18 protein-coding genes are annotated in these 22,179 nt (G+C 69.5%); 6 read left to right on the forward strand and 12 right to left on the reverse strand.

The window, feature by feature from the left end:
* Positions 1-69: 69 nt before the first annotated feature.
* Entirely contained in the window at positions 70-2,229 is a 2,160-nt protein-coding gene (ligA, locus tag B7K23_RS14805) for an NAD-dependent DNA ligase LigA (RefSeq protein WP_084127449.1), read from the reverse strand.
* A 128-nt stretch (positions 2,230-2,357) separates the two neighbouring features.
* Here ligA and B7K23_RS14810 point away from each other — a divergent pair, with 128 nt between their 5' ends.
* Positions 2,358-3,719 carry an 8-oxoguanine deaminase gene (locus tag B7K23_RS14810; RefSeq protein WP_084127450.1) on the forward strand — a complete coding sequence of 454 codons (1,362 nt, stop codon included), beginning with the start codon at positions 2,358-2,360 and terminating at the stop codon, positions 3,717-3,719.
* A gap of 51 nt (positions 3,720-3,770) precedes the next feature.
* Here the strand turns inward: B7K23_RS14810 and B7K23_RS14815 are convergent, their stop codons facing one another.
* Genes B7K23_RS14815 through B7K23_RS14835 form a run of 5 tightly spaced genes read right to left on the reverse strand, consistent with a single transcriptional unit; the run spans position 3,771 to position 7,954 of the window.
* Complete coding sequence (locus B7K23_RS14815) at positions 3,771-4,355, reverse strand: helix-turn-helix domain-containing protein (protein ID WP_143338328.1); 585 nt, start codon at positions 4,353-4,355, stop codon at positions 3,771-3,773.
* 13 nt (positions 4,356-4,368) lie between these two features.
* Entirely contained in the window at positions 4,369-5,232 is an 864-nt protein-coding gene (locus tag B7K23_RS14820) for an ABC transporter permease (protein ID WP_084127452.1), read from the reverse strand.
* Entirely contained in the window at positions 5,229-6,026 is a 798-nt protein-coding gene (locus tag B7K23_RS14825; protein ID WP_084127453.1) for an ABC transporter permease, read from the reverse strand. Before B7K23_RS14825 ends, B7K23_RS14820 begins: the two co-directional genes overlap by 4 nt.
* Positions 6,026-6,850: an ABC transporter ATP-binding protein gene (locus B7K23_RS14830; protein ID WP_084127454.1), complete on the reverse strand. Its 825-nt coding sequence runs from the start codon at positions 6,848-6,850 to the stop codon at positions 6,026-6,028. The genes B7K23_RS14825 and B7K23_RS14830 overlap by 1 nt, the downstream gene beginning before the upstream one ends.
* Before the next feature lie 18 nt (positions 6,851-6,868).
* The gene (locus B7K23_RS14835; RefSeq protein ID WP_084127455.1) at positions 6,869-7,954 is read right to left on the reverse strand and encodes an ABC transporter substrate-binding protein; all 1,086 of its coding nucleotides are present in this window, start codon (positions 7,952-7,954) and stop codon (positions 6,869-6,871) included.
* Between the two features lie 317 nt (positions 7,955-8,271).
* Between B7K23_RS14835 and B7K23_RS14840 the strand changes: the two genes are divergently transcribed.
* Together B7K23_RS14840 and B7K23_RS14845 are read left to right on the forward strand one after the other, a co-directional pair.
* Positions 8,272-9,084: an FAD binding domain-containing protein gene (locus B7K23_RS14840; RefSeq protein ID WP_084127456.1), complete on the forward strand. Its 813-nt coding sequence runs from the start codon at positions 8,272-8,274 to the stop codon at positions 9,082-9,084.
* A complete protein-coding gene (locus B7K23_RS14845; protein ID WP_084127457.1) occupies positions 9,081-11,816 on the forward strand; it encodes a molybdopterin-dependent oxidoreductase in 2,736 nt (911 codons plus the stop codon). Before B7K23_RS14840 ends, B7K23_RS14845 begins: the two co-directional genes overlap by 4 nt.
* On the opposite strand, the gene B7K23_RS14850 is transcribed toward B7K23_RS14845, so the two are convergent.
* Positions 11,806-12,735, reverse strand: coding sequence for an XdhC family protein (locus B7K23_RS14850; RefSeq protein WP_084127458.1), 930 nt, complete (start codon positions 12,733-12,735; stop codon positions 11,806-11,808). The genes B7K23_RS14845 and B7K23_RS14850 overlap by 11 nt on opposite strands.
* A gap of 67 nt (positions 12,736-12,802) precedes the next feature.
* On the opposite strand from B7K23_RS14850, the gene allB reads away from it, so the two are divergent.
* Together allB and B7K23_RS14860 are read left to right on the forward strand one after the other, a co-directional pair.
* A complete protein-coding gene (allB, locus tag B7K23_RS14855; protein ID WP_084127459.1) occupies positions 12,803-14,146 on the forward strand; it encodes an allantoinase AllB in 1,344 nt (447 codons plus the stop codon).
* A 46-nt stretch (positions 14,147-14,192) separates the two neighbouring features.
* On the forward strand, positions 14,193-14,777 hold the full coding sequence (locus B7K23_RS14860; protein ID WP_084127460.1) for a hypothetical protein: 585 nt from the start codon (positions 14,193-14,195) through the stop codon (positions 14,775-14,777).
* Positions 14,778-14,927: 150 nt separating this feature from the next.
* Here B7K23_RS14860 and nrdF read toward each other — a convergent pair whose 3' ends face one another.
* The 5 genes from nrdF to B7K23_RS14885 all read right to left on the reverse strand — a co-directional run bounded on the left by nrdF (position 14,928) and on the right by B7K23_RS14885 (position 19,973).
* Positions 14,928-15,902, reverse strand: coding sequence for a class 1b ribonucleoside-diphosphate reductase subunit beta (gene nrdF, locus B7K23_RS14865; protein ID WP_084127461.1), 975 nt, complete (start codon positions 15,900-15,902; stop codon positions 14,928-14,930).
* Between the two features lie 32 nt (positions 15,903-15,934).
* On the reverse strand, positions 15,935-18,040 hold the full coding sequence (gene nrdE / locus B7K23_RS14870; RefSeq protein WP_143338344.1) for a class 1b ribonucleoside-diphosphate reductase subunit alpha: 2,106 nt from the start codon (positions 18,038-18,040) through the stop codon (positions 15,935-15,937).
* 20 nt (positions 18,041-18,060) lie between these two features.
* Positions 18,061-18,462, reverse strand: a complete 402-nt coding sequence (gene nrdI, locus B7K23_RS14875) for a class Ib ribonucleoside-diphosphate reductase assembly flavoprotein NrdI (RefSeq protein ID WP_084127462.1) — start codon at positions 18,460-18,462, stop codon at positions 18,061-18,063.
* A gap of 14 nt (positions 18,463-18,476) precedes the next feature.
* Positions 18,477-18,713 carry a glutaredoxin-like protein NrdH gene (gene nrdH, locus B7K23_RS14880; protein ID WP_084127463.1) on the reverse strand — a complete coding sequence of 79 codons (237 nt, stop codon included), beginning with the start codon at positions 18,711-18,713 and terminating at the stop codon, positions 18,477-18,479.
* 237 nt (positions 18,714-18,950) lie between these two features.
* Positions 18,951-19,973 (reverse strand): peptidoglycan-binding protein, encoded by a 1,023-nt coding sequence (locus B7K23_RS14885; RefSeq protein ID WP_084127464.1) that lies wholly within the window; start codon positions 19,971-19,973, stop codon positions 18,951-18,953.
* 260 nt (positions 19,974-20,233) lie between these two features.
* Here B7K23_RS14885 and B7K23_RS14890 point away from each other — a divergent pair, with 260 nt between their 5' ends.
* The gene (locus tag B7K23_RS14890) at positions 20,234-21,670 is read left to right on the forward strand and encodes an amidohydrolase family protein (RefSeq protein WP_234996560.1); all 1,437 of its coding nucleotides are present in this window, start codon (positions 20,234-20,236) and stop codon (positions 21,668-21,670) included.
* Positions 21,671-22,179: the final 509 nt, after the last annotated feature.

Genomic DNA, 22,179 nt, shown 5'->3' on the forward strand with positions numbered 1-22,179 from the left:
ACCTTAGACCCGAGCGCAAGCCCCGGAGCCTTACCGCCGCGGTGTCGGGCGTGCCGTCGCGCCGTCCGCCTATTCCACCGAGTCCTGCGGGGCTATTCCTTCGCACAGTGCCACGAACTGCTGCTCGTTGAGCACCGGGACGCCGAGGTCCTCCGCCTTGGCGGCCTTCGAGCCCGCGTTCGCTCCGACGACGACGTAGTCCGTCTTCTTGGACACCGACGAGGCGGCCTTGCCGCCCCGCGAGATGATCGCCTCCTTGATACCGTCGCGGGAGAAGCCCTCGAGCGTTCCCGTCGCGACGATCGTCAGCCCCTCCAGGGTCTGCGCGATGCTCTCGTCCTTCTCCTCCGCCATGCGCACGCCCGCGGCGGACCATCGCTCGACGATCTCGCGATGCCAGTCCACCTCGAACCACTCGCGCACGGACTCAGCGATCACGGGGCCGACGCCCTCGACGGCCGCGAGCTCCTCGGCACTGGCCGCGCGGATCGCGTCCATGGAGCCGAGCTCGGTGGCGAGGGCGCGCGAGGCGGTCGGGCCGACGTGCCTGATACTGAGCGACACCACCACCCGCCACAGCGGCTGAGTCCGCGCCTTCGCCAGCTCGTCGAGCAGCTTGGATCCGTTGCGGGTGATCGCCCCGGCCTCGCGGGGCGTCTCCCCCGCCTCGCGCTGCGCCTTCGACAGGTTCTCGTCGACCTTGAGAGTGAACATCGGGATGCGGGTGAGGTCGTCCTCCGTCAGATCGAAGAGCCCCGCCTCGGTCGCGAGCACCCCGGTCTCGACGAGGGCGACCGCGGCCTTCTCCCCGAGCACCTCGATGTCGAGGGCGCCGCGGGACCCGATGAAGGCGATGCGGTCAGCGAGCTGGCCGGGGCACGCGCGCGCATTGGGGCAGCGAAGGTCCTTGTCGCCCTCCTTCTGCTCGTACAGCTCGGTGCCGCACGAAGGGCACGTCGTGGGCATGGTCCACTCGCGCTCCTTGCCGGTGCGTGCGGCCACCACCGGGCCGACGATCTCGGGAATGACGTCGCCGGCCTTGCGGAGCACGACCGTGTCGCCGAGCATCACGCCCTTGCGCTTGACCTCGTGCGCGTTGTGGAGAGTCGCGTATGTCACCGTCGAGCCCGCGACCTTGACCGGCGTCATGATCCCGTAGGGGGTCACGCGCCCCGTGCGCCCGACGTCCACACCGATGTCCTCGAGAGTGGTGTGGACCTCCTCGGGCGGAAACTTGTATGCCAGCGCCCAGCGGGGCGCTCGCGACGTGGAGCCGAGCTCGGCCTGGACCGCCCGGTCGTCCACCTTGAGCACGGCGCCGTCGATCTCGTGGACGAGGCGGTGACGCCGGTTCTCCAGATCGGTCAGGGTGGCCGCGATGGCCTCCGCGCCGCGCACCGCGCGGACGTGCTCCGAGATCGGCAGCCCCCAGGCCTCGAGGACCTCGTAGATGCCGTGTTGTGTCTTAAACCGGGGGTCTGGAGGCGTTTCCTGCCATTCCAACGCGCCGAGGGCGTAGGTCGTGAGCGCGAGCGGCCGCTCCGCGGTGACCTCGGGGTTCTTCTGACGCAGGGAACCCGCGGCGGTGTTGCGAGGGTTCGCGTACGGGGGCTTGCCCTCGGCAAGCAGTCGCTCGTTGAGCCTGTCGAACTCCCTGACGGGCATGTAGACCTCACCGCGGATCTCCACGACCGAAGGGATCGCCGCGCCACCGTCGTCGGGGCCGCGCAGCGCCCGAGGGATGCCGGCGATCGTGAGCACGTTCGCAGTGACGTCCTCCCCTGTGGTGCCGTCTCCTCGCGTGACCCCGCGCACGAGCGTGCCGTCCTCATAGGTGAGCGACAGCGACAGCCCGTCGATCTTGGGCTCGCACACGAGCTGCTGGTCGCCGGCCTCCTTGCCCACGCGCGCGAGCCAGGCCTCCACGTCGTCGAGCGAGAACGCGTTGTCCAGGCTCATCATCCGCTCGCGGTGGCGCACCGACGTGAAGCCGGTCTCGACACCGGCGCTGCCCACGGTCTGCGTGGGCGAGTCCGGCTCCACGAGCTCGGGGTGCCGCTCCTCGAGCGCCCGCAGCTCCCGCTCGAGAGCGTCGTACTCCGCGTCCGACAGGATGGGCGCATCGTCCCCGTAGTAGCGGGCGCGGTGCTCCTCGATCTCCTGCACGAGCTCAGCGTGGCGGACCCTGGCGACGGTGGCATCGGCGATGGCGTCATTCACGTAGGCCATTCCACCACGGCCCGCTGACACGGCGCCCCCGCCACCCTGACACGCACCGTCCCGCCTCGCGTGGCCCCCGAGGGCCCGCCGGTAGGCTGAGACCGCGACCGATCGGCCGCCAGGAGGGAGGCCAGCGCATGGCCGGACTGACGCTGATCGAGGGCGGGCACGTCGTGACCGTCGACGCCGACGGCACCGAGTTTCCCAAGGGCTACGTCGCCATCCGCGACAACCGCATCGTCGAGGTCGGGGCCGGCGCCGCCTCCTCGCAGCTGCGTGACGCGGCCGCGCAGCGGTACGACGCGCGCGGCGCGCTCGTCACCCCGGGGCTGATCAACACGCATCACCACCTCTACCAGTGGCTCACGCGCGGTTGGGCGCAGGACTCGATCCTCTTCGACTGGCTCGTGGCGCTGTACCCGACGTGGGCGCGGGTCAACGCGGGCACCGTCGGAGCCGGCGCCGCGGGAGCGATGGCGACGCTCGCGCGCTCGGGCTGCACCACCGTGGGCGACCACCACTACATCTTCCCGCGGGGATCGGGCGACATCCTCGGCGCGATCGCGTACGAAGCGAGCGAGATCGGCGTCCGCGCGCACCTCACGCGCGGCTCGATGGACCTCGGCGCGTCCCAGGGCGGCCTCCCGCCAGATTTCGCCGTCGAGACCACCGAGGAGGCGCTCAGGGCATCGGAGGATGCGGTACTGCATCTTCACGACCGCGCGCCGGACTCGATGCTGCAGATCGCGATCGCTCCCTGCTCGCCGTTCTCGGTCACCACGGACCTGCTCCGCGAGTCTGCGCAGCTCGCGCGTCAGCTCGATGTGCGGCTCCACACCCACGGCTCGGAGACGGTCGAGGAGGAAGCCTTCTGCCGCGAGCGGTTCGGCATGGGTCCGACCGACTACCTCGAGTCCGTCGGCTGGCTGGGCCCGGACGTCTGGATGGCCCACTGCGTGCACCTGGATGATGCGGACATCGCCAAGTTCGCAGCGACCGGCACGGGCGTCGCGCACTGCCCGTCCTCGAACGCGCGCCTCGCAGCCGGGATCGCTCCCGTGAGGTCGATGCTCGACGCGGGGGTCGCGGTAGGGCTCGGCGTCGACGGCGCCGCGTCTAACGAGGACGGCACGCTCGGCTCCGAGATCCGTCAGGCGGCGCTCGTGTCGCGCCTGCGCGACGGCGCGACCGCGATGCCTGGCCGCGACGCCCTCCGGGTCGCGACGATGGGCGGAGCCAGGGTGCTGGGGCGCGAGAAGGAGCTCGGCTCGCTCGAGCCAGGCAAGCTCGCCGACATCGTCGTCTGGGACCTCGGCTCGGTCGAGCACGCGGGCATCGCCGATCCGGTCGCGGCGCTCACGCTGGGTTCGCTGCCGACGGTCAGGACGATGCTCGTGCAGGGTCGCGAGGTGGTCACCGACGGACGGCTCGCACGCACCGATGAGGAGTCGATCGCGAGCCGCGTGCGCGAAGCCGTCGCGGATCTCACGAACGTCTGAGGCGGCCTCGGCGACCGGCCCTGCTGCCCCCGCCTCAGCGGGCAGAAGGGCTCAGTGTGCGACCTGCTGCTTGACCGTGATGAGCTGCGCGGTCCCCGAGGACGCCCACCATCGGTGGGCGACTCCCCCCACGTAGTAGGCGGCGTCTCCCACCGCGAGCACCTGCTCCTCGCCGTCGAGCTCGAGGTGAAGCTCTCCGGACACGACGGTCACCCACTCGTCCTCCGCGTGCGTGAAGACCTCGCCCGGCTCGGTGCGTGCGCATTCGATCGCCATCGGCAGGAACGGCCTCGCACCGCGCGCGAGCGCCACCGCCCTGTCCTGCGCGAAGTCCGACACCGCGTCGTCCGCGTCGGAGGCGCGACGAACCTCGACGCGCGGCGGCGCCTCGCCGCCCGCAACGGCCTCCGCGGCCGCCATGAGCTCGACGGGGCTCGTCTCGAGCGCCACCGCGATGCGCCGCAGCGACGGTAGCGAGAAGTTCGCCAGTCCACGCTCGACCTGGCTCAGGAACGGATGCGACAGGCCCGTCGCCTCGGCGAGCTGCACGAGCGTCAGCCCGCGCTCCCGCCGCAGCTCGCGCACGCGCGCGCCGAGACGTTCCTCGGCGCCTTCGGTGTCGGTGCCTGGGGACACGGCTCGACTCACCTCACAGGCGCTTCGTCGGATGCATGCCCATGCGGGTCAGCACCGTGTTCTCGAGGATCGCGACCAGGTTGTAGAGCACGAGGGACACGAGCGTCACGACGACGACCGAGGCCCACAGCTCGTCGAACTTCGCGGACGTCGAGTAGCCGTTGATGACGCCGCCGATGCCCGAGCCCGTCGCAAGCCATTCGGCCAGGAGCGCACCGGTGATCGCGCCGGGCACCGACACGCGCACCGCGGCGAAGAAGGCCGGTAGCGAGGCGGGCAGAGCGACCTTGGTGAGCTGCTTGATCGAGCCACCGCCGTAGACCTGCACGACCTCGAGGGTCTGCTGCGAGGCCTGCTGGAGGCCGAAGGCGATGTTCACGAGCGCCGGGAACAGGACGACGATGCCGCCCATCACCGCGACGGTCGCGAACTCGCGACCGAAGATCATGATGATGATCGGCGCGAAGGCGACCAGCGGCACGGAGCGCAGGAGCAGCGCGATCGGCATCATCGCGTGCTCGAAGCCCTTGGACAGGCGGAAGCCGATGGCCCCGAGCAGGGCGATCAGCAGACCCGCGACGAATCCGATGACCGCGTCGCCGAGCGTGACGGCGAGGTTGCCCATGATCTCCGCGCGGTTGGCCGCGGCCTCCTCCTCGACGAAGAAGAAGTTCCACACGTCCGCAGGCCCCTTGGCCACATACGGCGAGAGGTCGGAGACGATCAGGATCATCTGCCACATCACGGCCACGCCGACGAGCGTGAGGAGGAACGTCAGCAGCGAGCTGCCGAGCGCCTTGAGCGTGGCCCTGCGCGCCTGACGCTTGACGTCGTCGGCGAGGTTGGGGCTCGACCCTGCGATGGCGGTGGCGGTCATGACGCCGCTCCCTTCGACCACGGGGTGGCAAGGCGCGTCAGCAGACCGACGCCGAGGTACAGGATGAGCGCGACAGCGCCCGAGGCGAGGGCGATGCCCCACACGCGAGGCGAGTTGAGCGCCTGCTGCGCAACGACCATCGCGACGCCGATGCCCGTCTCGACCTTGCCGAAGTACTCACCGAGGACGGCGCCGAGGAAGGCGGCCGGCACGGCGATCTGGAGGGCGGTGAGGACCGCGGGCAGGGCCGCGATGAAGCGCACCTTGCGCAGCTGGGTCCAGGTGTTGCCGCCGTAGACGGAGACGACGTCGAGCGCCGCCTTGTCCGCGGCGTGCAGGCCGAGCAGCGAGCCGACCACCGTTGTGAAGAACACGCTGAGTGCCGCCATGAACACGGCGGTGCCCGAGGGCTCTCCCTTGGACGGCACCTCGAAGATGATGACCGCGAGCGGGCCGATCGCGACGATCGGGACGCAGTACGTGATGACCGCGATCTGCGACACCACGCCCTCGAGCCGCGGTATCACCATCACGAGCCCCGCGAGGGCGAGCGCGAGCCCGTTGCCCCACAGGTAGCCCTGCGCGGCCTCGGCGAGAGTCACGGAGAAGTGGGTCCAGTAGTAGTCCCACCCGACGGCGCCGTACTCCTGAAGCACCTGGAGCGGCGTCGGGATGGCCTGGGTGCCACCGGGGCCGACGTTGGAGAAGACGGTCGCGGCAAGGATCCACCACGTGGCGAGGAGGGCGACGGCGCTGATCGACGCGGTGGCCCAGGCCGGCAGGCGGCGCTCCATCAGTGGTCCTCGAGCGCAGCGCCACCCGCGCCGAACAGCAGCTCCGACGCGCGATCCACGTACGCGTGGAACTCGGGGCTGCGCTGGATCTCGGGGGTCCTGGGACGCGGCAGGTCGATCTCCATGACCTCCTTGATGCGGCCAGGACGGGGGCTCATCACGGCGACCTGGTCGGCGAGGAAGATCGCCTCGGAGATCCCGTGCGTGACGAGCAGCGTCGTCGCGGGCTTGGCCGCGAGGATGCGCATGAGCTCGACGTTCAGCCGCTGGCGGGTCATGTCGTCGAGCGCGCCGAAAGGCTCGTCGAGGAGCAGCACCGAGGGCTTGAGGACCAGCGCGCGCGCGATCGACACGCGCTGGCGCATGCCTCCCGACAGCTGCGCGGGCTTGGCCTTCTCGAAGCCCTTGAGTCCGACCAGCTCGATCAGCTCGGCGATGTAGTCGTCGTCGACGGGCTTGCCGGAGACCTCGAACGGAAGCTTGATGTTGCCGTAGACGGAGCGCCACGGCAGCAGGGCGGAGTCCTGGAAGGCGATGCCCAGCTCGTTGTAGGCGCGCAGGTCCGCGGGGCTGCGGCCGTCCACGCGGGTGCTCCCGCTGGTCGGCTGCTCAAGGCCCGCGAGGATGCGCAGGATCGTGGACTTGCCGCACCCGGACGGCCCCAGCAGCGCCAGGAACGAGCCCTGGTCGGTGTGAAGGGTCGCGTCCTGGAGCGCGGTGACGGTCTTGCCACGCGAGTGGAAGACCTTGGTCAGCGCGGAGATCTGCAGGCCGGTGCCCGGGGCGGTCTCGCCCCGGGCACCGGTGGTGTCAGCGTTGGTCACGTGACGAATCCTTGCAGATCAGCCCGCGTAGGCGATGAGCTCGGGGTACTCCGCGTAGACCTCGTCGAGGAGGCTCATGTCGAAGAGGTCCTCGGCGGTGAGGTCGATGCCCGCACCGGCGAGCGAGGCGAGGGTCTCCTCCTGGAGGGCGTCCGAGATGGTGAAGAGGCCGTTCGCGACGGTCTCGTCCGAGACCACGAGGTCCTCGGCCTGGACGATCGCGCCCTCGAGCGAGACCTCCGGGTCGAGCTCGAGGTCCACGCCGTACTCCTCGACGGCGAGGCGCGAGCCCTCGGCCGGGTCGTTGACGGTGTCGGACCAGCCCTTGATCTCGGCCACGAGGAAGGCCTTGATCATCTCGGGGTCGGAGTCGATGAGGTCCTGCGTGACCGTGATGGTCTCGGCGACGAACGGCAGGCCGTTGTCGGCGAAGGGCAGGTTGGTGACCTCGATGCCCTCGGCCTGAAGGACGAGCGACTCGTTGGTCAGGTAGGCGATGAAGCCGTCGACCTCGCCGTTGGTGAGCGGCGCGGGGTCGTACTGGACCGGGACGATCTCGACGTCATCGGTGGTCAGGCCGTTCGCCGCGAGCAGCGCCTCGAACAGCGAGGTGTTCGAGTCCTGGACGCCGATCTTCTTGCCGACCATGTCCTCGGGCGTCTGGATGTCGGCGCCGTCGGCCAGCGAGAGCACCGTGAAGGGGTTCTTCTGGTAGGTCGCGCCGACGATCTTCAGGGGCGCGCCCTCGGTCGCGACGGCCGAGCCGATCGAGACCGCGTCGGACAGCGCGAAGTCGGCCGTGCCCGAGAGGAGCTCGGCGGCACCGGTCGACGGTCCGGGGACCATCTCGACGGACGAGAAGCCGGCCTCGGTGTAGTAGCCCATCGAGTCCGCGAAGAACTCGCCCGAGAACTCCTCGTTCTTGATCCAGGACAGCTGGAGCGTGATGTCACCGTAGTCGGCGGCCTCCATGGCCTCCTCGGTGGCCTCGCCCGACGCTGACGACGACGACTCGGACGAGTCGGAGGACGAGCAGGCCGCGAGCGTGAGAGCCGCGACGGCAGCCGTGGCGACAGCCGCGGTGCGCTTGAAGCTGAAGGACATGTGTTCTCTCTCCCTGTGTTTATCGCGCCTCGTATTCCCTGTGCGAGGCGCGTGCCGCCCGCGGACGTGGGTGAGCATGTGAGCCCCTCCGACGCGACCGTGGACACACCACGGCTGCGGCACACCGCCAAAGTAGGGACTTTAGATTTCATCAACACGACCAGTTCTGTTTCATCGCTGTTAAATCCCGCCGCCGATACCCAATCGTGACTTCGGGTCGTGCTCTACTGGCTGTTCGTCTGGTGAACATGCCCGGAGCGCCACGCTGACCTCGAACGGTCGACGCGCGCCTCGGGCCGAACTGGGAAGGAGACGCGATGGATCTCACCGCAGTCACCGGCTACCGCCGCGCCACGACGCGGGCCGACCTCGCGCTCGCGCCAGGAGAGGCGCTGCTCGCGGGCGGTACCTGGATGTTCTCCGAGCCGAACCGCGACGTCACGGGACTCGTCGACCTCATGTCGATGCCCTGGGAGCCGGTCGAGGTCAGCGACGCGGGACTGCGCATCGGCGCGACGTGCACGATCGCCCGCCTGCTCGCCGAGCCGCAGGTCCCCGGCTGGCCCGCGCAGGCGCTGTTCGGCGATGCCGCGAACGCCCTGCTCGCGAGCTTCAAGATCTGGAACGAGGCGACCGTCGTCGGCAACGTGTGCCGCTCCTTCGCTGCCGCCGCGATGCTCGCCGCATGCGCGACCCTCGACGGCACGGTCGAGATCTGGGCGGCCGACGGGTCCGTCCGTAGGGAGCCCGTTGCCTCCCTGCCGACGGGCAACGGCACGAACACCCTGCAGCCCGGGGACGTCGTGCGCGCGATCGACCTCCCTGCCGCCGCGCTCGCGGGACGCACCGCGCTGCACAAGATCGCGCTCGCCGAGCTCGGACGCTCGGGCGCCGTCGTCACGGGACGCCGCGACCCTGACGACGCGATCACGATCGTGGTCACCGCAGCGACGCTCACCCCGTGCGTGTACTCCTTCCCCGTCCCGCCGAGCGAGGACCGGCTGGTCGAGTCGGTGCGCGCGGCGGAGGGCTTCTACACCGACGCGCTCGGCACCGAGGACTGGCGTCGGCACGTCGCCGGCGTGCTCGCGGCACGCGTGCTGGCCGATCTGATGGAGACCGACTCATGACGATGAACGTCGACGGCGCGCCCATCGAGGGCGAGCCGAAGCCCGGCCAGTGCCTGCGCACCTTCCTGCGCTCCCGCGGCGCGACCGCGGTGAAGAAGGGCTGCGACGCGGGAGACTGCGGCGCGTGCGCGGTGCTCGTCGACGGCGAGCCCGTGCACTCGTGCCTCTACCCCGCTGTCCGCGCCGAGGGCCGCACGATCACCACGGCCGCGGGCATCGCCCAGGACGATGCGCTGGCGCCGGTCCAGGAGGAGTTCGTCGATCGCTTCGCCTTCCAGTGCGGCTTCTGCACCCCCGGCATGGTCGTCACCGCGGCCTCCCTCACGGAGGACGACCTGCCCGATCTCGACCGGAGGCTCAAGGGGTCGCTGTGCCGGTGCACGGGCTACCGCCCGATCCGCGAGGCGGTCGAGCACGCGGTGCGCCGCGGCTGCGGCGGCGGCGGCGAGTGTGACGGCGTCTGCGGCACGACCGCATCGTCCCTTGTCCCCGGCGAGGACCGGGCGACCGCATCGTCCTCGCCCGCCGCGACTGCATCGTCCCCGAATCCCGGCGCCCCCGTCGTCGGCACGTCCGCCCGTCCCCCTGCCGCCACCCGCGTCGTGCAGGGCCGTGAGCCCTACACATTCGACACCTGGATCCCCGGGACCCTCCACATGCGCGTGCTCGGCTCCCCGCATGCGCACGCCCGCATCGTCTCGATCGACGCGTCGGCGGCCCTCGCGATCGACGGCGTCCACGCCGTGCTGACCCACGAGGATGCCCCCGCCACGCTGTTCTCCACCGCGCGCCACGAGAGCCGGATGGACGACCCTCGCGACACCCGCATCCTGGACGACGTCGTGCGTTTCCAGGGCCAGCGCGTCGCTGCCGTCGTCGCGGACTCGCTCGCGATCGCCGACGCCGCGATCGAGGCCCTCAAGGTCGAGTACGAGGTCCTCGACGCGGTGTTCGATCCCGAGGAGGCGCGCTCAGGTGCGGCGCCGGTGATCCACCCCGGCCGCACGCCCGAGGACGGGGTGCTCGACGCCTCGCGCAACCTCGTCGCGTCCTGGAAGGGCGGCTACGGGGAGGTCGACTCGGGGCTGGCCTCGGCCGCCGCGGTCGCGACCGGCACGTGGTCGAACTCGCGCGTCACGCATGCGCAGCTCGAGACGCATGGCTCGGTCGGCTGGATCGACGATCTCGGGCGGCTCACCCTGCGGACCAGCTCGCAGGTGCCGTTCCTCGTGCGCGACGAGCTCGCGGTGATCCTGGACCGCGCCCCCGAGTCCGTGCGCGTCTTCACGGCGCGCGTGGGCGGCGGCTTCGGCGGCAAGCAGGAGATCTTCACCGAGGACATCGTCTCCCTCGCGGTGCTCAAGACCGGCCGCCCCGTGGCCTACGAGATGACCCGCACCGAGGAGTTCATCCGCACCGCTACCAGGCATCCCTTCCGCGTGACCGCGACGCTGGGCGCCGACGCGGATGGGATCCTGACAGCGATGGACATCCAGGTGCTGTCCAACACCGGCGCGTACGGCAACCACGCGATCGGCGTGATGTTCCACGGCTGCGCGGAGTCGCTCGAGGCCTACCGCTCCCCCGCCAAGCGGCTGGACGCCGAGGTGGTCTACACGAACACCACGCCCGCCGGTGCGTTCCGCGGCTACGGCCTTGGGCAGGTGATCTTCGCCGTCGAGTCGGCGATCGACGAGCTCGCGCTCAAGCTCGGCATCGACCCGTTCGAGATGCGCCGGCTCAACGCCGTGAAGGACGGCGATCCTCTCGGCGTGACCGAGCGGCAGCACCAGGACGGGCTCATCTTCGGCTCGTACGGCCTGGACCAGTGCCTGGATCTCGCGGAGGCCGCGCTCGCGCGCGGCAACGGCGTCTCGGCTCCGGACGGGTGGTCCGTGGGCGAGGGCATGGCGCTGAGCATGATCGCCACGATCCCCCCGCGCGGCCACCATGCGACCGCCTCCGTGACCGCGCGGCCCGACGGCACGTTCCTGGTCGCGGCCGGCACCGCGGAGTTCGGCAACGGCACCCACACCGTGCACACCCAGATCGCGGCGGAGGCGCTCGGCGTCCCGCTGTCCCTGATCGAGCTGCGCGCGTCCGACACCGACGCGACCGCCTACGACACCGGGGCCTTCGGCTCGACCGGCATCACGGTCGCGGGCAAGGCGGTGCATGCCGCCGCGCTCGCACTCAAGGCGCGGCTCGACGCGGGCGAGGAGATCCCCGCCGAAGGCCTCGTCGGCGAGGGCTCGACCGATGGCATGATCCGCTCGCTCGCGTTCAACGTGCAGGCCTTCCGCGTCGCGGTGGACCTCGACACGGGCGCCGTGAAGATCCTGCAGTCGATCCAGTCCGCGGATGCGGGCGTGGTCCTCAACCCCGCGCAGTGCCGCGGCCAGATCGAGGGCGGCGTCGCGCAGGGCATCGGCTCTGCGCTCTACGAGGAGGTGCTCATCGGCGACGAGGGCTCCCCCACGAACCCCGCGTTCCGCACCTACCGTGTGCCTCAGAGCGCCGACGTCCCGGACACCGAGGTGTACTTCGCGGAGACGTCCGACGAGCTAGGGCCGTTCGGGGCGAAGTCGATGTCCGAGTCGCCGTACAACCCCGTGGCTCCCGCCCTCGCGAACGCGATCATGCGCGCGGTCGGCTCCCGCCCCTACGAGATCCCGATGTCGCGCGACCGGGTGTGGCGGCTCGCCTCCGCTGCGGAGCGTGTCAGTGGATAGGACCGCCGCGCTCGCTGAGCGGCTGCCCGGTGGTCCCGGTCCTGTCGCGCAGGATCTCCGCGAGGATCGCGACAGCGGTCTCCGCGGGGCTCGATCCGCCCAGGTCGAGGCCGATCGGCGACCGCAGCCGGGCGATCTCCTCCTCGGTCAGCCCCGAGCCGCGCAGGAGCTCGACGCGCCGCTCGTGCGTGCGACGCGAACCCATCGCGCCCACGTAGCCGGCGCGCGACCGCAGCGCGACCCCCAGGGTGGGAATGTCGAAGCGCTCCTCGTGCGTCAGGACGCACACCGCATCGTCCGGGCCCAGCGCGACGCCCTCGAGGTAGCGCTGCGGCCACTGGGCGACCACCTCGTCGGCCTCGGGAAACCTCGCCTGCGTCGCGAACACGGGACGCGCGTCGACGACCGTGACCAAATAGCCCAGTGCCTTCGCGGCGCTCGCCAGCGCTCCGGAGAAGTCCACGGCACCCACGATCACCATGCGCGGCGCGGGCTCCCGTACCAGGGAGAACGACTCCTCCGCGCGTTCGGGGTGACGCGGGAGGCGCACCTCGACGCGGGCTGCCGGGTCGAGCGACTCGCGCAGCGCCTGGACCACGGCGCCGTCCTGCTCGGACAGCCGGAAAGCGACCACGCCGAGCGAGCCGCCGCACGCCAGCCCGGCCGCATAGAGGTCGCCCTCCCCGCCCAGGTCGACGTCGACGAGGCTGTGATCCTTCAGGACTCGCAGCGCGAGCTCGTAGGCCTCCCCCTCGACGCAGCCACCGGAGATCGACCCGATCGCGCGCCCGTCCCAGGTGACCGCCATCGCGGAGCCGACGGCTCGCGGGGCCGAACCATGCACCGCCGTCACGACCACCACCCCGAGCGGCCTGTCCGCATCCAGCTCCGCGAGGATCTCGCGGGCGATCTCGAACACACGTGCCTCCTGACGCTGGGAACTGCCAGCCAGTCTAGGCAGGCGCGCCGTCCCCACAAGGAGCCCCATGCTTGACGTCGACCTGGTGATCCGAGCCCCGCGCGCGCTGATCGATGGCGAGGAGCGCGCCGCGTCCGTCGCGGTCGACGACGGCGTCGTCGTGGGGATCGGCTCGCTCGAGCAGGCCTGGCAGACCGACGCCGAGCGGGTCCTGACCGACGACGTCGTGCTTATCCCGGGAGTCGTCGACACGCACGTGCACGTCAACGAGCCCGGCCGCACCGAGTGGGAGGGCTTCGCGTCGGCGACGGCGGCCGCCGCGGCCGGCGGCGTCACCACCCTCATCGACATGCCGCTCAACTCGATCCCGCCCACGACGACGGTCGAGGCCCTCGAGCTCAAGCGCTCGGTCGCCGCGTCGAAGGCCCGCGTCGACGTCGGCTTCTGGGGCGGCGCGATCCCGTCCTCGCTCGGCCACCTCCGCGAGCTGCACGAGGCCGGGGTCTTCGGCTTCAAGTGCTTCCTCGCGCCGTCGGGCGTCGACGAGTACCCGCACCTCGAGCCCGCCCAGGTGCTCGAGGCGATGGAGGAGATCGCTTCCTTCGGCGGCCTGCTGATCGTGCACGCCGAGGACCCGGGGCACCTGGACGATGCGGCGGCGCCCGGGACGGATGCCGTCGCCTTCGCCTCCACACGGCCTGACGCGGCGGAGACCACGGCGATCCAGTCCGTCATCGACGGGGTGCGCTCGACCGGGTGCCGTGCGCACATCCTGCACCTGTCGTCCGCCGCCGCGCTTCCCGCGATCCGCGAGGCGAAGGCCGAGGGGCTGCCGCTCACCGTCGAGACCTGCCCGCACTACCTGACCTTCGACGCGGCGCACATCCCCGACGGCGGCACGCAGTACAAGTGCTGCCCGCCGATCCGCGACGAGGCCAACCGCGAGGCGCTGTGGGAGGCCCTCGCCGACGGCACGATCGACTTCATCGCCTCCGATCACTCCCCCGCGACCGCGGACCTCAAGCTCGCGGGCCAGGGCGACTTCGCGCAGGCGTGGGGAGGCATCGCGGGGCTCGAGGTGAGCCTGAGCGCGATCTGGACGGGCGCATCGTCCCGGGGCTACTCGCTCGCCGACGTGCTGGGCTGGATGTCCGCGAAGACCGCGGCGTGGGCCGGACTCGCCGCCAAGGGCGGGATCGCGCTCGGCAAGGACGCGGACCTCGTGGCCTTCGCCCCCGACGACGAACGCGTGATCCACGCGGGCGAGCTCCACCACAAGAACCCGGTGACGGCCTTCGACGGCCACGCGCTGCGCGGCGTCGCGCGGACCACGTGGCTGCGCGGGAGTGTCGTGAACGGCGAGGGTAGCGTTCCTGGTGTCACGGGCGCGCTGATCGCCCGGCCCGCATAGCCGGTCGCGACCCACCGCGCACCGCCAGAACCCCAGGAGGCTCCGCATGGACGTCGGAGTCCTCGGGGACATCCCGTCGGTCGCCGAGCTCGAGGCGACGCTCGACCGGTTCTCGGCGCGAGGGATCTCGACCATCCTCTGCGCGGCCCCGCTTGCTTCTGACCTCGACGCCGCGTGCGTCGGGGCAGTGCTCGCTCCGCGCGGCCAACTGCTGTACGCCCTCTCCACCAGGGACGATGCGGCCCTCACCGGCCTCGCGACCGATGCCGAGGGCTTTGCCGTCCTGGGCGACTCGGTGCGTCTCGCGCCGCCCGGGCTCCGTACGACGCTCGCTGGCCGCAGCGTCCTCTGGCTGGGTGACGGGCTCACCGCCGAGGAGGCCGCACGCGTCGCCTCCGAGGGCCACGCCGAGCTCGTGATCAGCCACGCGGCCGCGCTGCCCGACCTGGCCGACGTGATCGCACAGGTCCGCCCGGACGTGCTGGTCTACGGCAGCGCGGACGCCCCGGTCGACGACATCCTGTTCCTCCCGGGCGGGCACCGGACGCATGCGATCGGGCTCCCTGCCGTGGGCTCGGCGGGGTCGGCCGGTGTGCTCGAGACGGGCCGGCTCGCCACGGCGATCTGGTGAGTCGCCGCCCGCCTGTGGCGCGCCGACGAGCCTCCCGACCCCGCAACGTGTGCGACCGCGCAGCCCTCGCGAGACGACCTCCGGAGACAAGCCGAGGGCCCCGCACCATACGGTGCGGGGCCCTCGATTGCTGATGGACTGAGCTGGGGGTCAGAACTCCCAGTCGTCGTCCGTGGTCTCCTCGTGCTTGCCGATCACGTAGGACGAGCCGGAGCCCGAGAAGAAGTCGTGGTTCTCGTCCGCGTTGGGCGACAGCGCCGACAGGATGGCCGGGTTGACGTCCGTCACCGTGGACGGGAACAGCGCCTCGTAGCCCAGGTTCATGAGGGCCTTGTTGGCGTTGTAGTGCAGGAACTTCTTGACGTCCTCGGTCAGGCCGACGCCGTCGTAGAGGTCCTGCGTGTACTGGACCTCGTTGTCGTAGAGGTCGTACAGAAGGTCGAAGGTGTACGCCTTGAGCTCCTCGCGGCGCTCGGGCGTCTCCTTCTCGAGGCCCTTCTGGTACTTGTAGCCGATGTAGTACCCGTGCACGGCCTCGTCGCGGATGATGAGGCGGATCATGTCGGCCGTGTTCGTGAGCTTGGCTCGCGACGACCAGTACATGGGCAGGTAGAAGCCCGAGTAGAAGAGGAACGACTCGAGCAGCGTCGAGGCGACCTTGCGCTTCAGCGGGTCGTCACCACGGTAGTAGTCCATGATGATCTTCGCCTTGCGCTGCAGGTTCTGGTTCTCGGTGGACCAGCGGAACGCGGCATCGATCTCGGGCGTCGAGCACAGCGTCGAGAAGATCGACGAGTAGCTCTTCGCGTGCACCGACTCCATGAACGCGATGTTCGTGTAGACGGCCTCCTCGTGCGGCGTGATCGCGTCGGGGATGAGCGACACGGCGCCGACGGTGCCCTGGATCGTGTCCAGCAGCGTCAGGCCCGTGAACACGCGCATCGTCAGCGTCTGCTCCTCGGGGGTGAGCGTCGCCCACGACTGGACGTCGCCGGAGATCGGGACCTTCTCGGGCAACCAGAAGTTACCGGTGAGGCGGTTCCACACCTCGACGTCCTTCTCGTCCGGGATGCGGTTCCAGTTGATCGCGTCCACGTGGCTGACGAGGGTCAGCTTCTCACTCATGTCAGTTCCTTCAGTCTCAGCTCGTCAGGGCGTCACAGCATGCAGCTGACGCAGCCCTCAACCTCGGTGCCCTCAAGCGCCATCTGGCGGATGCGGATGTAGTAGATCGTCTTGATGCCCTTGCGCCAGGCGTAGATCTGCGCACGGTTGATGTCACGCGTCGTGGCGGTGTCCGGGAAGAACAGGGTAAGCGACAGGCCCTGGTCCACATGCTGCGTGGCCGCGGCGTAGGTGTCGATGATCTTCTCGGGGCCGATCTCGTACGCGTCCTCGAAGTACTCGAGGTTGTCGTTGTCCATGAACGGCGCCGGGTAGTAGACGCGCCCGAGCTTGCCTTCCTTGCGGATCTCGATGCGCGACGCGATCGGGTGGATCGAGGACGTCGAGTTGTTGATGTAGGAGATCGAGCCGGTCGGCGGGACGGCCTGCAGGTTCTGGTTGAAGATGCCGTGCTCCTGCACGGACGCCTTCAGCTCGCGCCAGTCGTCCTGGGTCGGCAGGACGATGCCGGCGTCGGCGAACAGCTCGGCCACCCGGGCGGTCGCGGGCTTCCACTCCTGCTCGGTGTACTTGTCGAAGAACTCGCCGGTCGCGTACTTCGAGTTCTCGAAGTTCTCGAACGCCGTGCCCTGCTCCATCGCGATCTTGTTCGACGCCTTGATGGCGTGGAAGACGACCGCGTAGAAGTACATGTTCGTGAAGTCGATGCCCTCCTCGGATCCGTAGTGGATCCGCTCGCGGCCCAGGTAGCCGTGGAGGTTCATCTGACCGAGGCCGATCGCGTGGGAGCGGTCGTTGCCGTAGCGGATTGACGGCACCGAGTCGATCGCCGACTGCGTGGACACCGCGGTGAGGCCGCGCACGGCGATCTCGACGGTCTGGCCGAGGTTGCCCCCGTCCATCGCGGTCGCGATGTTCATCGAACCGAGGTTGCAGGAGATGTCCTTGCCGGTCTCCGCGTAGGTGAGGTCCTCGTTGAACTTCGAGGGCGTGTTCACCTGGAGGATCTCGGAGCACAGGTTCGACATGTTGATGCGGCCCTGGACCGGGTTGGCCTTGTTCACCGTGTCCTCGAACACGATGTACGGGTAACCCGACTCGAACTGCAGCTCCGCGACGGTCTGGAAGAACTGGCGGGCCGCGATCTTGGTCTTGCGGATCCGCGAGTCGTCCACCATCTCGTGGTACTTCTCAGTGATCGAGATGTCGCCGAAGGGGACGCCGTAGACGCGCTCGACGTCGTACGGGGAGAACAGGTACATCTCCTCGTTGTTGCGCGCGAGCTCGAACGTGATGTCCGGGACGACGATGCCGAGCGAGAGCGTCTTGATGCGGATCTTCTCGTCCGCGTTCTCACGCTTCGTATCCATGAACTTCATGATGTCCGGGTGGTGCGCCGAGAGGTACACCGCGCCCGCCCCCTGACGCGCGCCGAGCTGGTTCGCGTAGGTGAAGGAGTCCTCGAGGAGCTTCATCACGGGGATGATGCCCGACGACTGGTTCTCGATGTGCTTGATGGGCGCACCCGACTCGCGGATGTTCGACAGCGACAGCGCGACGCCGCCGCCGCGCTTGGACAGCTGCAGCGCGGAGTTGATGGAGCGGCCGATCGACTCCATGTTGTCCTCGATGCGCAGCAGGAAGCACGAGACGAACTCGCCGCGCTGAGCCTTGCCCGCGTTGAGGAAGGTCGGGGTGGCCGGCTGGAAGCGGCCAGTGACGATCTCGTCGACCAGCTTGGTGGCCAGCTCGGTGTCGCCCGCGGCGAGGGTCAGCGCGACCATGACGACGCGGTCCTCGTAGCGCTCGAGGTAGCGCTTGCCGTCGAACGTCTTGAGCGTGTACGAGGTGTAGTACTTGAACGCGCCCAGGAAGGTCGGGAAGCGGAACTTGTACGAGTACGCGCGGTCCGTGAGCTCCTGGATGAAGCCGAAGTCGTACTGCGCGAGGATCTCGGGCTCGTAGTACTTCTTCTCGACCAGGTAGTCGAGGCGCTCCTTGAGCGAGTGGAAGAAGACGGTGTTCTGGTTGACGTGCTGGAGGAAGTACTCGCGTGCCGCCTCACGGTCCTTGTCGAACTGGATCTTCCCCTCGGTGTCATAGAGGTTCAGCATCGCGTTGAGCGAGTGGTAGTCCATGCCGGTACGTGGCTTGTCGATCACAGTTGCTTCCACAGGTCATCCAATCCCTCGCGGACGGCGCTGACGTCGTCCTGAGTTCCGAAGAGTTCAAACTTGTACAGGTGAGGCACGTGGCACTTCGCGGCGACGATGTCACCGGCGATGCAGTAGGCCGTGCCGAAGTTGGTGTTGCCGGCGCTGATCACGCCCCGGATCAGCGAGCGGTTGTGCTCGTCGTTCAGGAACTTGATGACCTGCTTGGGGACGGCTCCCCCTTCGTTGCCGCCGCCGTAGGTCGGCACGACGAGCACATAGGGCTCGTCCACCTTGAGCGGTTCATCCTTGGGCCTCAGCGGAATCCGCTCGGCGGGAACGCCGAGCTTGTCGACGAACCGCTTGGTGTTCTCCGAGGTCGAGGAGAAATAGACCAGCGAGGCCATGATGGACGTCTTTGTTAGGACGCGATCTTCTGGGCGAGCGCGGCGATCTTGTCGGGCTGGAATCCCGACCAGTGCTCGTCGCCGGCGATGACGACGGGCGCCTGCAGGTAACCGAGCTCGGTCACCGTGTTGTAGGCGTCCTCGTCCATGGTGACGTCGAAGATCTCGAACTCGATCTCGGCGCGCTCAAGAGCCTTCTTGGTCGCGGTGCACTGGACGCACTGAGGCTTGGAGTAGACCGAGATAGTCATGGACGGTTCCTTTCGACGCTGTACCCCCCTGCGAGGTGGGCACCACTATATATGGGGCGTTGATGCGTCAACACACACAACATGGTGTGTCGCAAGAAAAATCTTCTCACGCCCCTCTGACACGCACGAAGTGCCCTCGGGTGCCTCTGGGGACGACACACCGGCGACATGTGGAGCACACGTGGACGACACGCCGAGGACCTGTGGAGGACACGCGCAGAGCCCGCGGAGAACCCTTTACGGAACCTCGATCATCACTCCCCAGCCGCGCTCGACGCGCAGGATCTGGCCGCCTTCGAAAATCTCCCCGACTGCCACTCGCACGTCCACCGCATCGACCGGCACCTCGCCCATCCACGCGAGCGAGTCGGCGGACAGCACATCCCCCGACAGTCCGTGATCGCGGTTGAACGCCGCCATCCCGTGGCGCGTGCGCCCTCCGAGCTCCCCATCGAGCGGGCCCACCGAGTATCCGAGCGAGGCGAGGTATGTCTGCGTGGCGAGCACGGCGTCGTTACTGCCACCGGGCGAGACTGCGGTGCCCGCGGGGAAGTCGTTGGCGAGCGGCTCCGCAGCCGCATACGCCACCACGTCGTGACCGCCGATCACCGCCACCACGTCGCCCGCGGAGATGGGGGTGCCCGCGGACACGACCCACTCGACCTCCCCCGTCGCGGGGCTCTCGAGGCTGTCCGTCGACGCCGTGCCCGAGGCACGCAGGTCCGGGACCGTCACCTCGCCGCGCTCCCCGATCGCCTCAGCGGCTGCGCCGACGCAGTCGGCCTCGCCGATGCGCACCACAGCGTGGGCACGCGCGTCCGCCACGAGGCGCCAGCACATCGACGAGGACCCGGAGGCGTTGAAGAACTCGTCTGGCCCCGAGTACCGCCCGTAGGTGAAGAGCTCGCCCGTGAACTCGTCGCCGCTGATCGCGTAGTCGATCAGGTAGGTCTCCGTCTGCCCCGTCACGCCCGCGCTGGGGTCGCGGAGTGCGCGCAGGGAGACGCAGCCCTCCACCGTCTCCTTGGTCTGACGGAGATAGGCGTCGGCGCCGAGCGCGCCCAGTCCGTCGACGATGCACTCGAGCGACGTGTCGTACGACGCGAGAACCCCGTACTCGGCGCGCTCGCTCCCCTCGGATTCGTTCGAGTAGTCGATCCAGGCGAAAAGCACCATCGGCACCAGAGCGGCGAGGAATACGAGAACGACGCTGGTCAGCACGAAGCCGCGCGCGACGCGACGCACTCCCGACGAGACCATGCACACCCCCTGAGCGGCAGCCCCCACCGCCGCGATGGTCCGAGGCTATCGCCTTGACCAGGCGCAGGCCACGGCGTCGGCGGCCCGTTCGCCAGACTTAGCGCCCTCGAAATGTCGATGAAATCAACACCCCGTACGGTGATCCAGTACAGCGGGGGTGCAGCGAACACTCCGGCTCATCCGGGGTGGTGCCGGGGTCGTCCGACGGCAATCCGGGCGGCCCCGGATCCCCGCCCCCACCACGCAGGAAGGGCCCTCACGTGCCACTCCCCACCGGCCCCGAGGCGCCTGGCGCCGTGCGCGTCCACCGGGCGCACCTCTTCCACATCGCGGGATCGCCGTCGCAGGACGACGTCGCCTCGCACCTGGTCTCGCTCCCCGACGGTGCGCTCGTCGTCGACGCCGAGGGTCGGGTCGCCTGGGTCGGGCCGTTCGACGAGCTCCCCGACGAGTTCGCCGCCGCTCCCGTCGTCCGCTCCGACTATCTCCTGCCGGGATTCGTCGACGGGCACGTGCACTACCCGCAGTCGTATGCGACCGCGGCGCACGGCGGCGGCCAGCTGCTCGAGTGGCTCGATCACTGCATCTTCCCCACCGAGGGCCAGTTCGCCGACCCCGAGTTCGCGCATCGGGCCGCCCGGTACTTCACTCGTCGCCGCATCGCCGCGGGCACCACGGCCGCGATGGTCTTCGGCTCGGCCTTCCCCGTCGCCCAGGACGCCCTGTACGAGGAGACGCTCAGGGCCGGCCTGCGCATCGTCTCCGGAAGAGGCGTCCAGACCGTGGGCCCTGCCGCCGCATCGTCCCTCCTCACCGGGGAGACCCAGGCGATCGAGATGGTGGCCGACGAGATCGACCGCTGGCACGCCGTCGACACCGGCGACCCCCGCACGGCGCGAGTCCAGGTCGGCATCGTCCCGCGCTTCTCACTCTCCGTGACGCGCGAGACGCTCGCCGCGATGGGAGAGCTCTACGACGAGGCGCGCGGAAAGGGCGTGTACTTCCACTCGCACCTCAACGAGAACAACCGCAAGGGCGACGGCGAGATCGCGGCCGTCCTCGGCACGTATGGCACCGAGACCTACCTGGACACGTACGACGGGCGCTTCGAGGAGGGCTCAAAGGTCGGCGGCAAGACGCTGCTGGGCAGGCGGTCGACGCTCGCGCACGCGGTGCACTGCCAGCCGTCGGAGCTCGCGCGGATGGCCGAGACGGGCACGTCGATCGCGCACTGCCCCACGTCGCAGCTGTTCCTGGGCTCCGGGACGATGCCGTGGCGGGCGACCGTGGCCGCCGGGGTGAACATCGGGCTGGGCACGGACATCGGCGCGGGCGACGAGTGGCTCATCTCGCGCGTCGCGGGCGACTGCTACAAGGTGCACATCTCCGAGGAGGGCGATGCTGGCACCGCGCTGCACCCGGCCGAGCTGCTGTTCGCCGCGACCCTCGCCGGTGCAAGGGCGCTCGACATGGAGCACGCATTCGGCAACCTCGACGTGGGCAAGGACGCCGACTTCCTGCTGATCGACAAGAACCTCTGGGAGCCGCTCGAGGGCATGCTCACCACCGGCATCCGCTCGGACGACGAGGAGCAGGCGACGCTCGAGGAGCTCTTCACGCTGCTCGTGGGCCTGCGCCAGCCGGCGATCGCGGGCGTCTACGTGCAGGGCCGCGAGGCGATCGCTCCCCCGCTGTAGCCCTGCCCGTTCGGGTAAGTCAGTGTCGGTTCTGAGGGGTCAATGCGTCTGACGGGGAGGTGAGTGTCGTTGCGGCGTGACTCAGGTGGGCGTGCCGTCCACGTGGACATCTAGACGTAGAACTACACGCGAGCGCAATGGCCTCATCAATCCCCACGCGCGAGCGCGCCGCCGCGCAGACCTAGGGAATGTGCCAGAACAACTTCCACGCAGCCATGAGACCGGCCCGCAACGAGACTGTCCACGGCCTCCCGCGAGACCACCCCACGCCAACGACGGCAGCAACTACTCCTGCGAGTCCGAATCCGGCTAGCCAGAAGAACACGACCGCGACGGACCACGGCACCGGGAAGAAGATCGCGAGGCCGGAAATGACCCCCGCGATCAAAGCGCTGCCAAGCGCGAAGAACCCCAAGGCCTCCCATCGCGCGGCGGCACGCTCGCGCCCCGGAAGCGGCGGCTTGGAAATCGTGACCACATCAACCCCTCGGCAGGTCCCCAACCTGGAA

Origin of the sequence: Demequina sp. NBRC 110054 (assembly GCF_002090115.1) — a bacterium.
Classification (GTDB): Bacteria; Actinomycetota; Actinomycetes; order Actinomycetales; family Demequinaceae; genus Demequina.

Bases quoted from the DNA above. Each gene is read 5' to 3' on its own strand.
- ligA (WP_084127449.1), bottom strand. From the start codon at position 2,229: ATGGCCTACGTGAATGACGCCATCGCCGATGCCACCGTCGCCAGGGTC.
- B7K23_RS14810 (WP_084127450.1), top strand. From the start codon at position 2,358: ATGGCCGGACTGACGCTGATCGAGGGCGGGCACGTCGTGACCGTCGAC.
- B7K23_RS14820 (WP_084127452.1), bottom strand. From the start codon at position 5,232: ATGACCGCCACCGCCATCGCAGGGTCGAGCCCCAACCTCGCCGACGAC.
- B7K23_RS14825 (WP_084127453.1), bottom strand. From the start codon at position 6,026: ATGGAGCGCCGCCTGCCGGCCTGGGCCACCGCGTCGATCAGCGCCGTC.
- B7K23_RS14835 (WP_084127455.1), bottom strand. From the start codon at position 7,954: ATGTCCTTCAGCTTCAAGCGCACCGCGGCTGTCGCCACGGCTGCCGTC.
- B7K23_RS14840 (WP_084127456.1), top strand. From the start codon at position 8,272: ATGGATCTCACCGCAGTCACCGGCTACCGCCGCGCCACGACGCGGGCC.
- B7K23_RS14845 (WP_084127457.1), top strand. From the start codon at position 9,081: ATGACGATGAACGTCGACGGCGCGCCCATCGAGGGCGAGCCGAAGCCC.
- allB (WP_084127459.1), top strand. From the start codon at position 12,803: ATGCTTGACGTCGACCTGGTGATCCGAGCCCCGCGCGCGCTGATCGAT.
- B7K23_RS14860 (WP_084127460.1), top strand. From the start codon at position 14,193: ATGGACGTCGGAGTCCTCGGGGACATCCCGTCGGTCGCCGAGCTCGAG.
- nrdF (WP_084127461.1), bottom strand. From the start codon at position 15,902: ATGAGTGAGAAGCTGACCCTCGTCAGCCACGTGGACGCGATCAACTGG.
- nrdE (WP_143338344.1), bottom strand. From the start codon at position 18,040: ATGGACTACCACTCGCTCAACGCGATGCTGAACCTCTATGACACCGAG.
- nrdI (WP_084127462.1), bottom strand. From the start codon at position 18,462: ATGGCCTCGCTGGTCTATTTCTCCTCGACCTCGGAGAACACCAAGCGG.
- nrdH (WP_084127463.1), bottom strand. From the start codon at position 18,713: ATGACTATCTCGGTCTACTCCAAGCCTCAGTGCGTCCAGTGCACCGCG.
- B7K23_RS14885 (WP_084127464.1), bottom strand. From the start codon at position 19,973: ATGGTCTCGTCGGGAGTGCGTCGCGTCGCGCGCGGCTTCGTGCTGACC.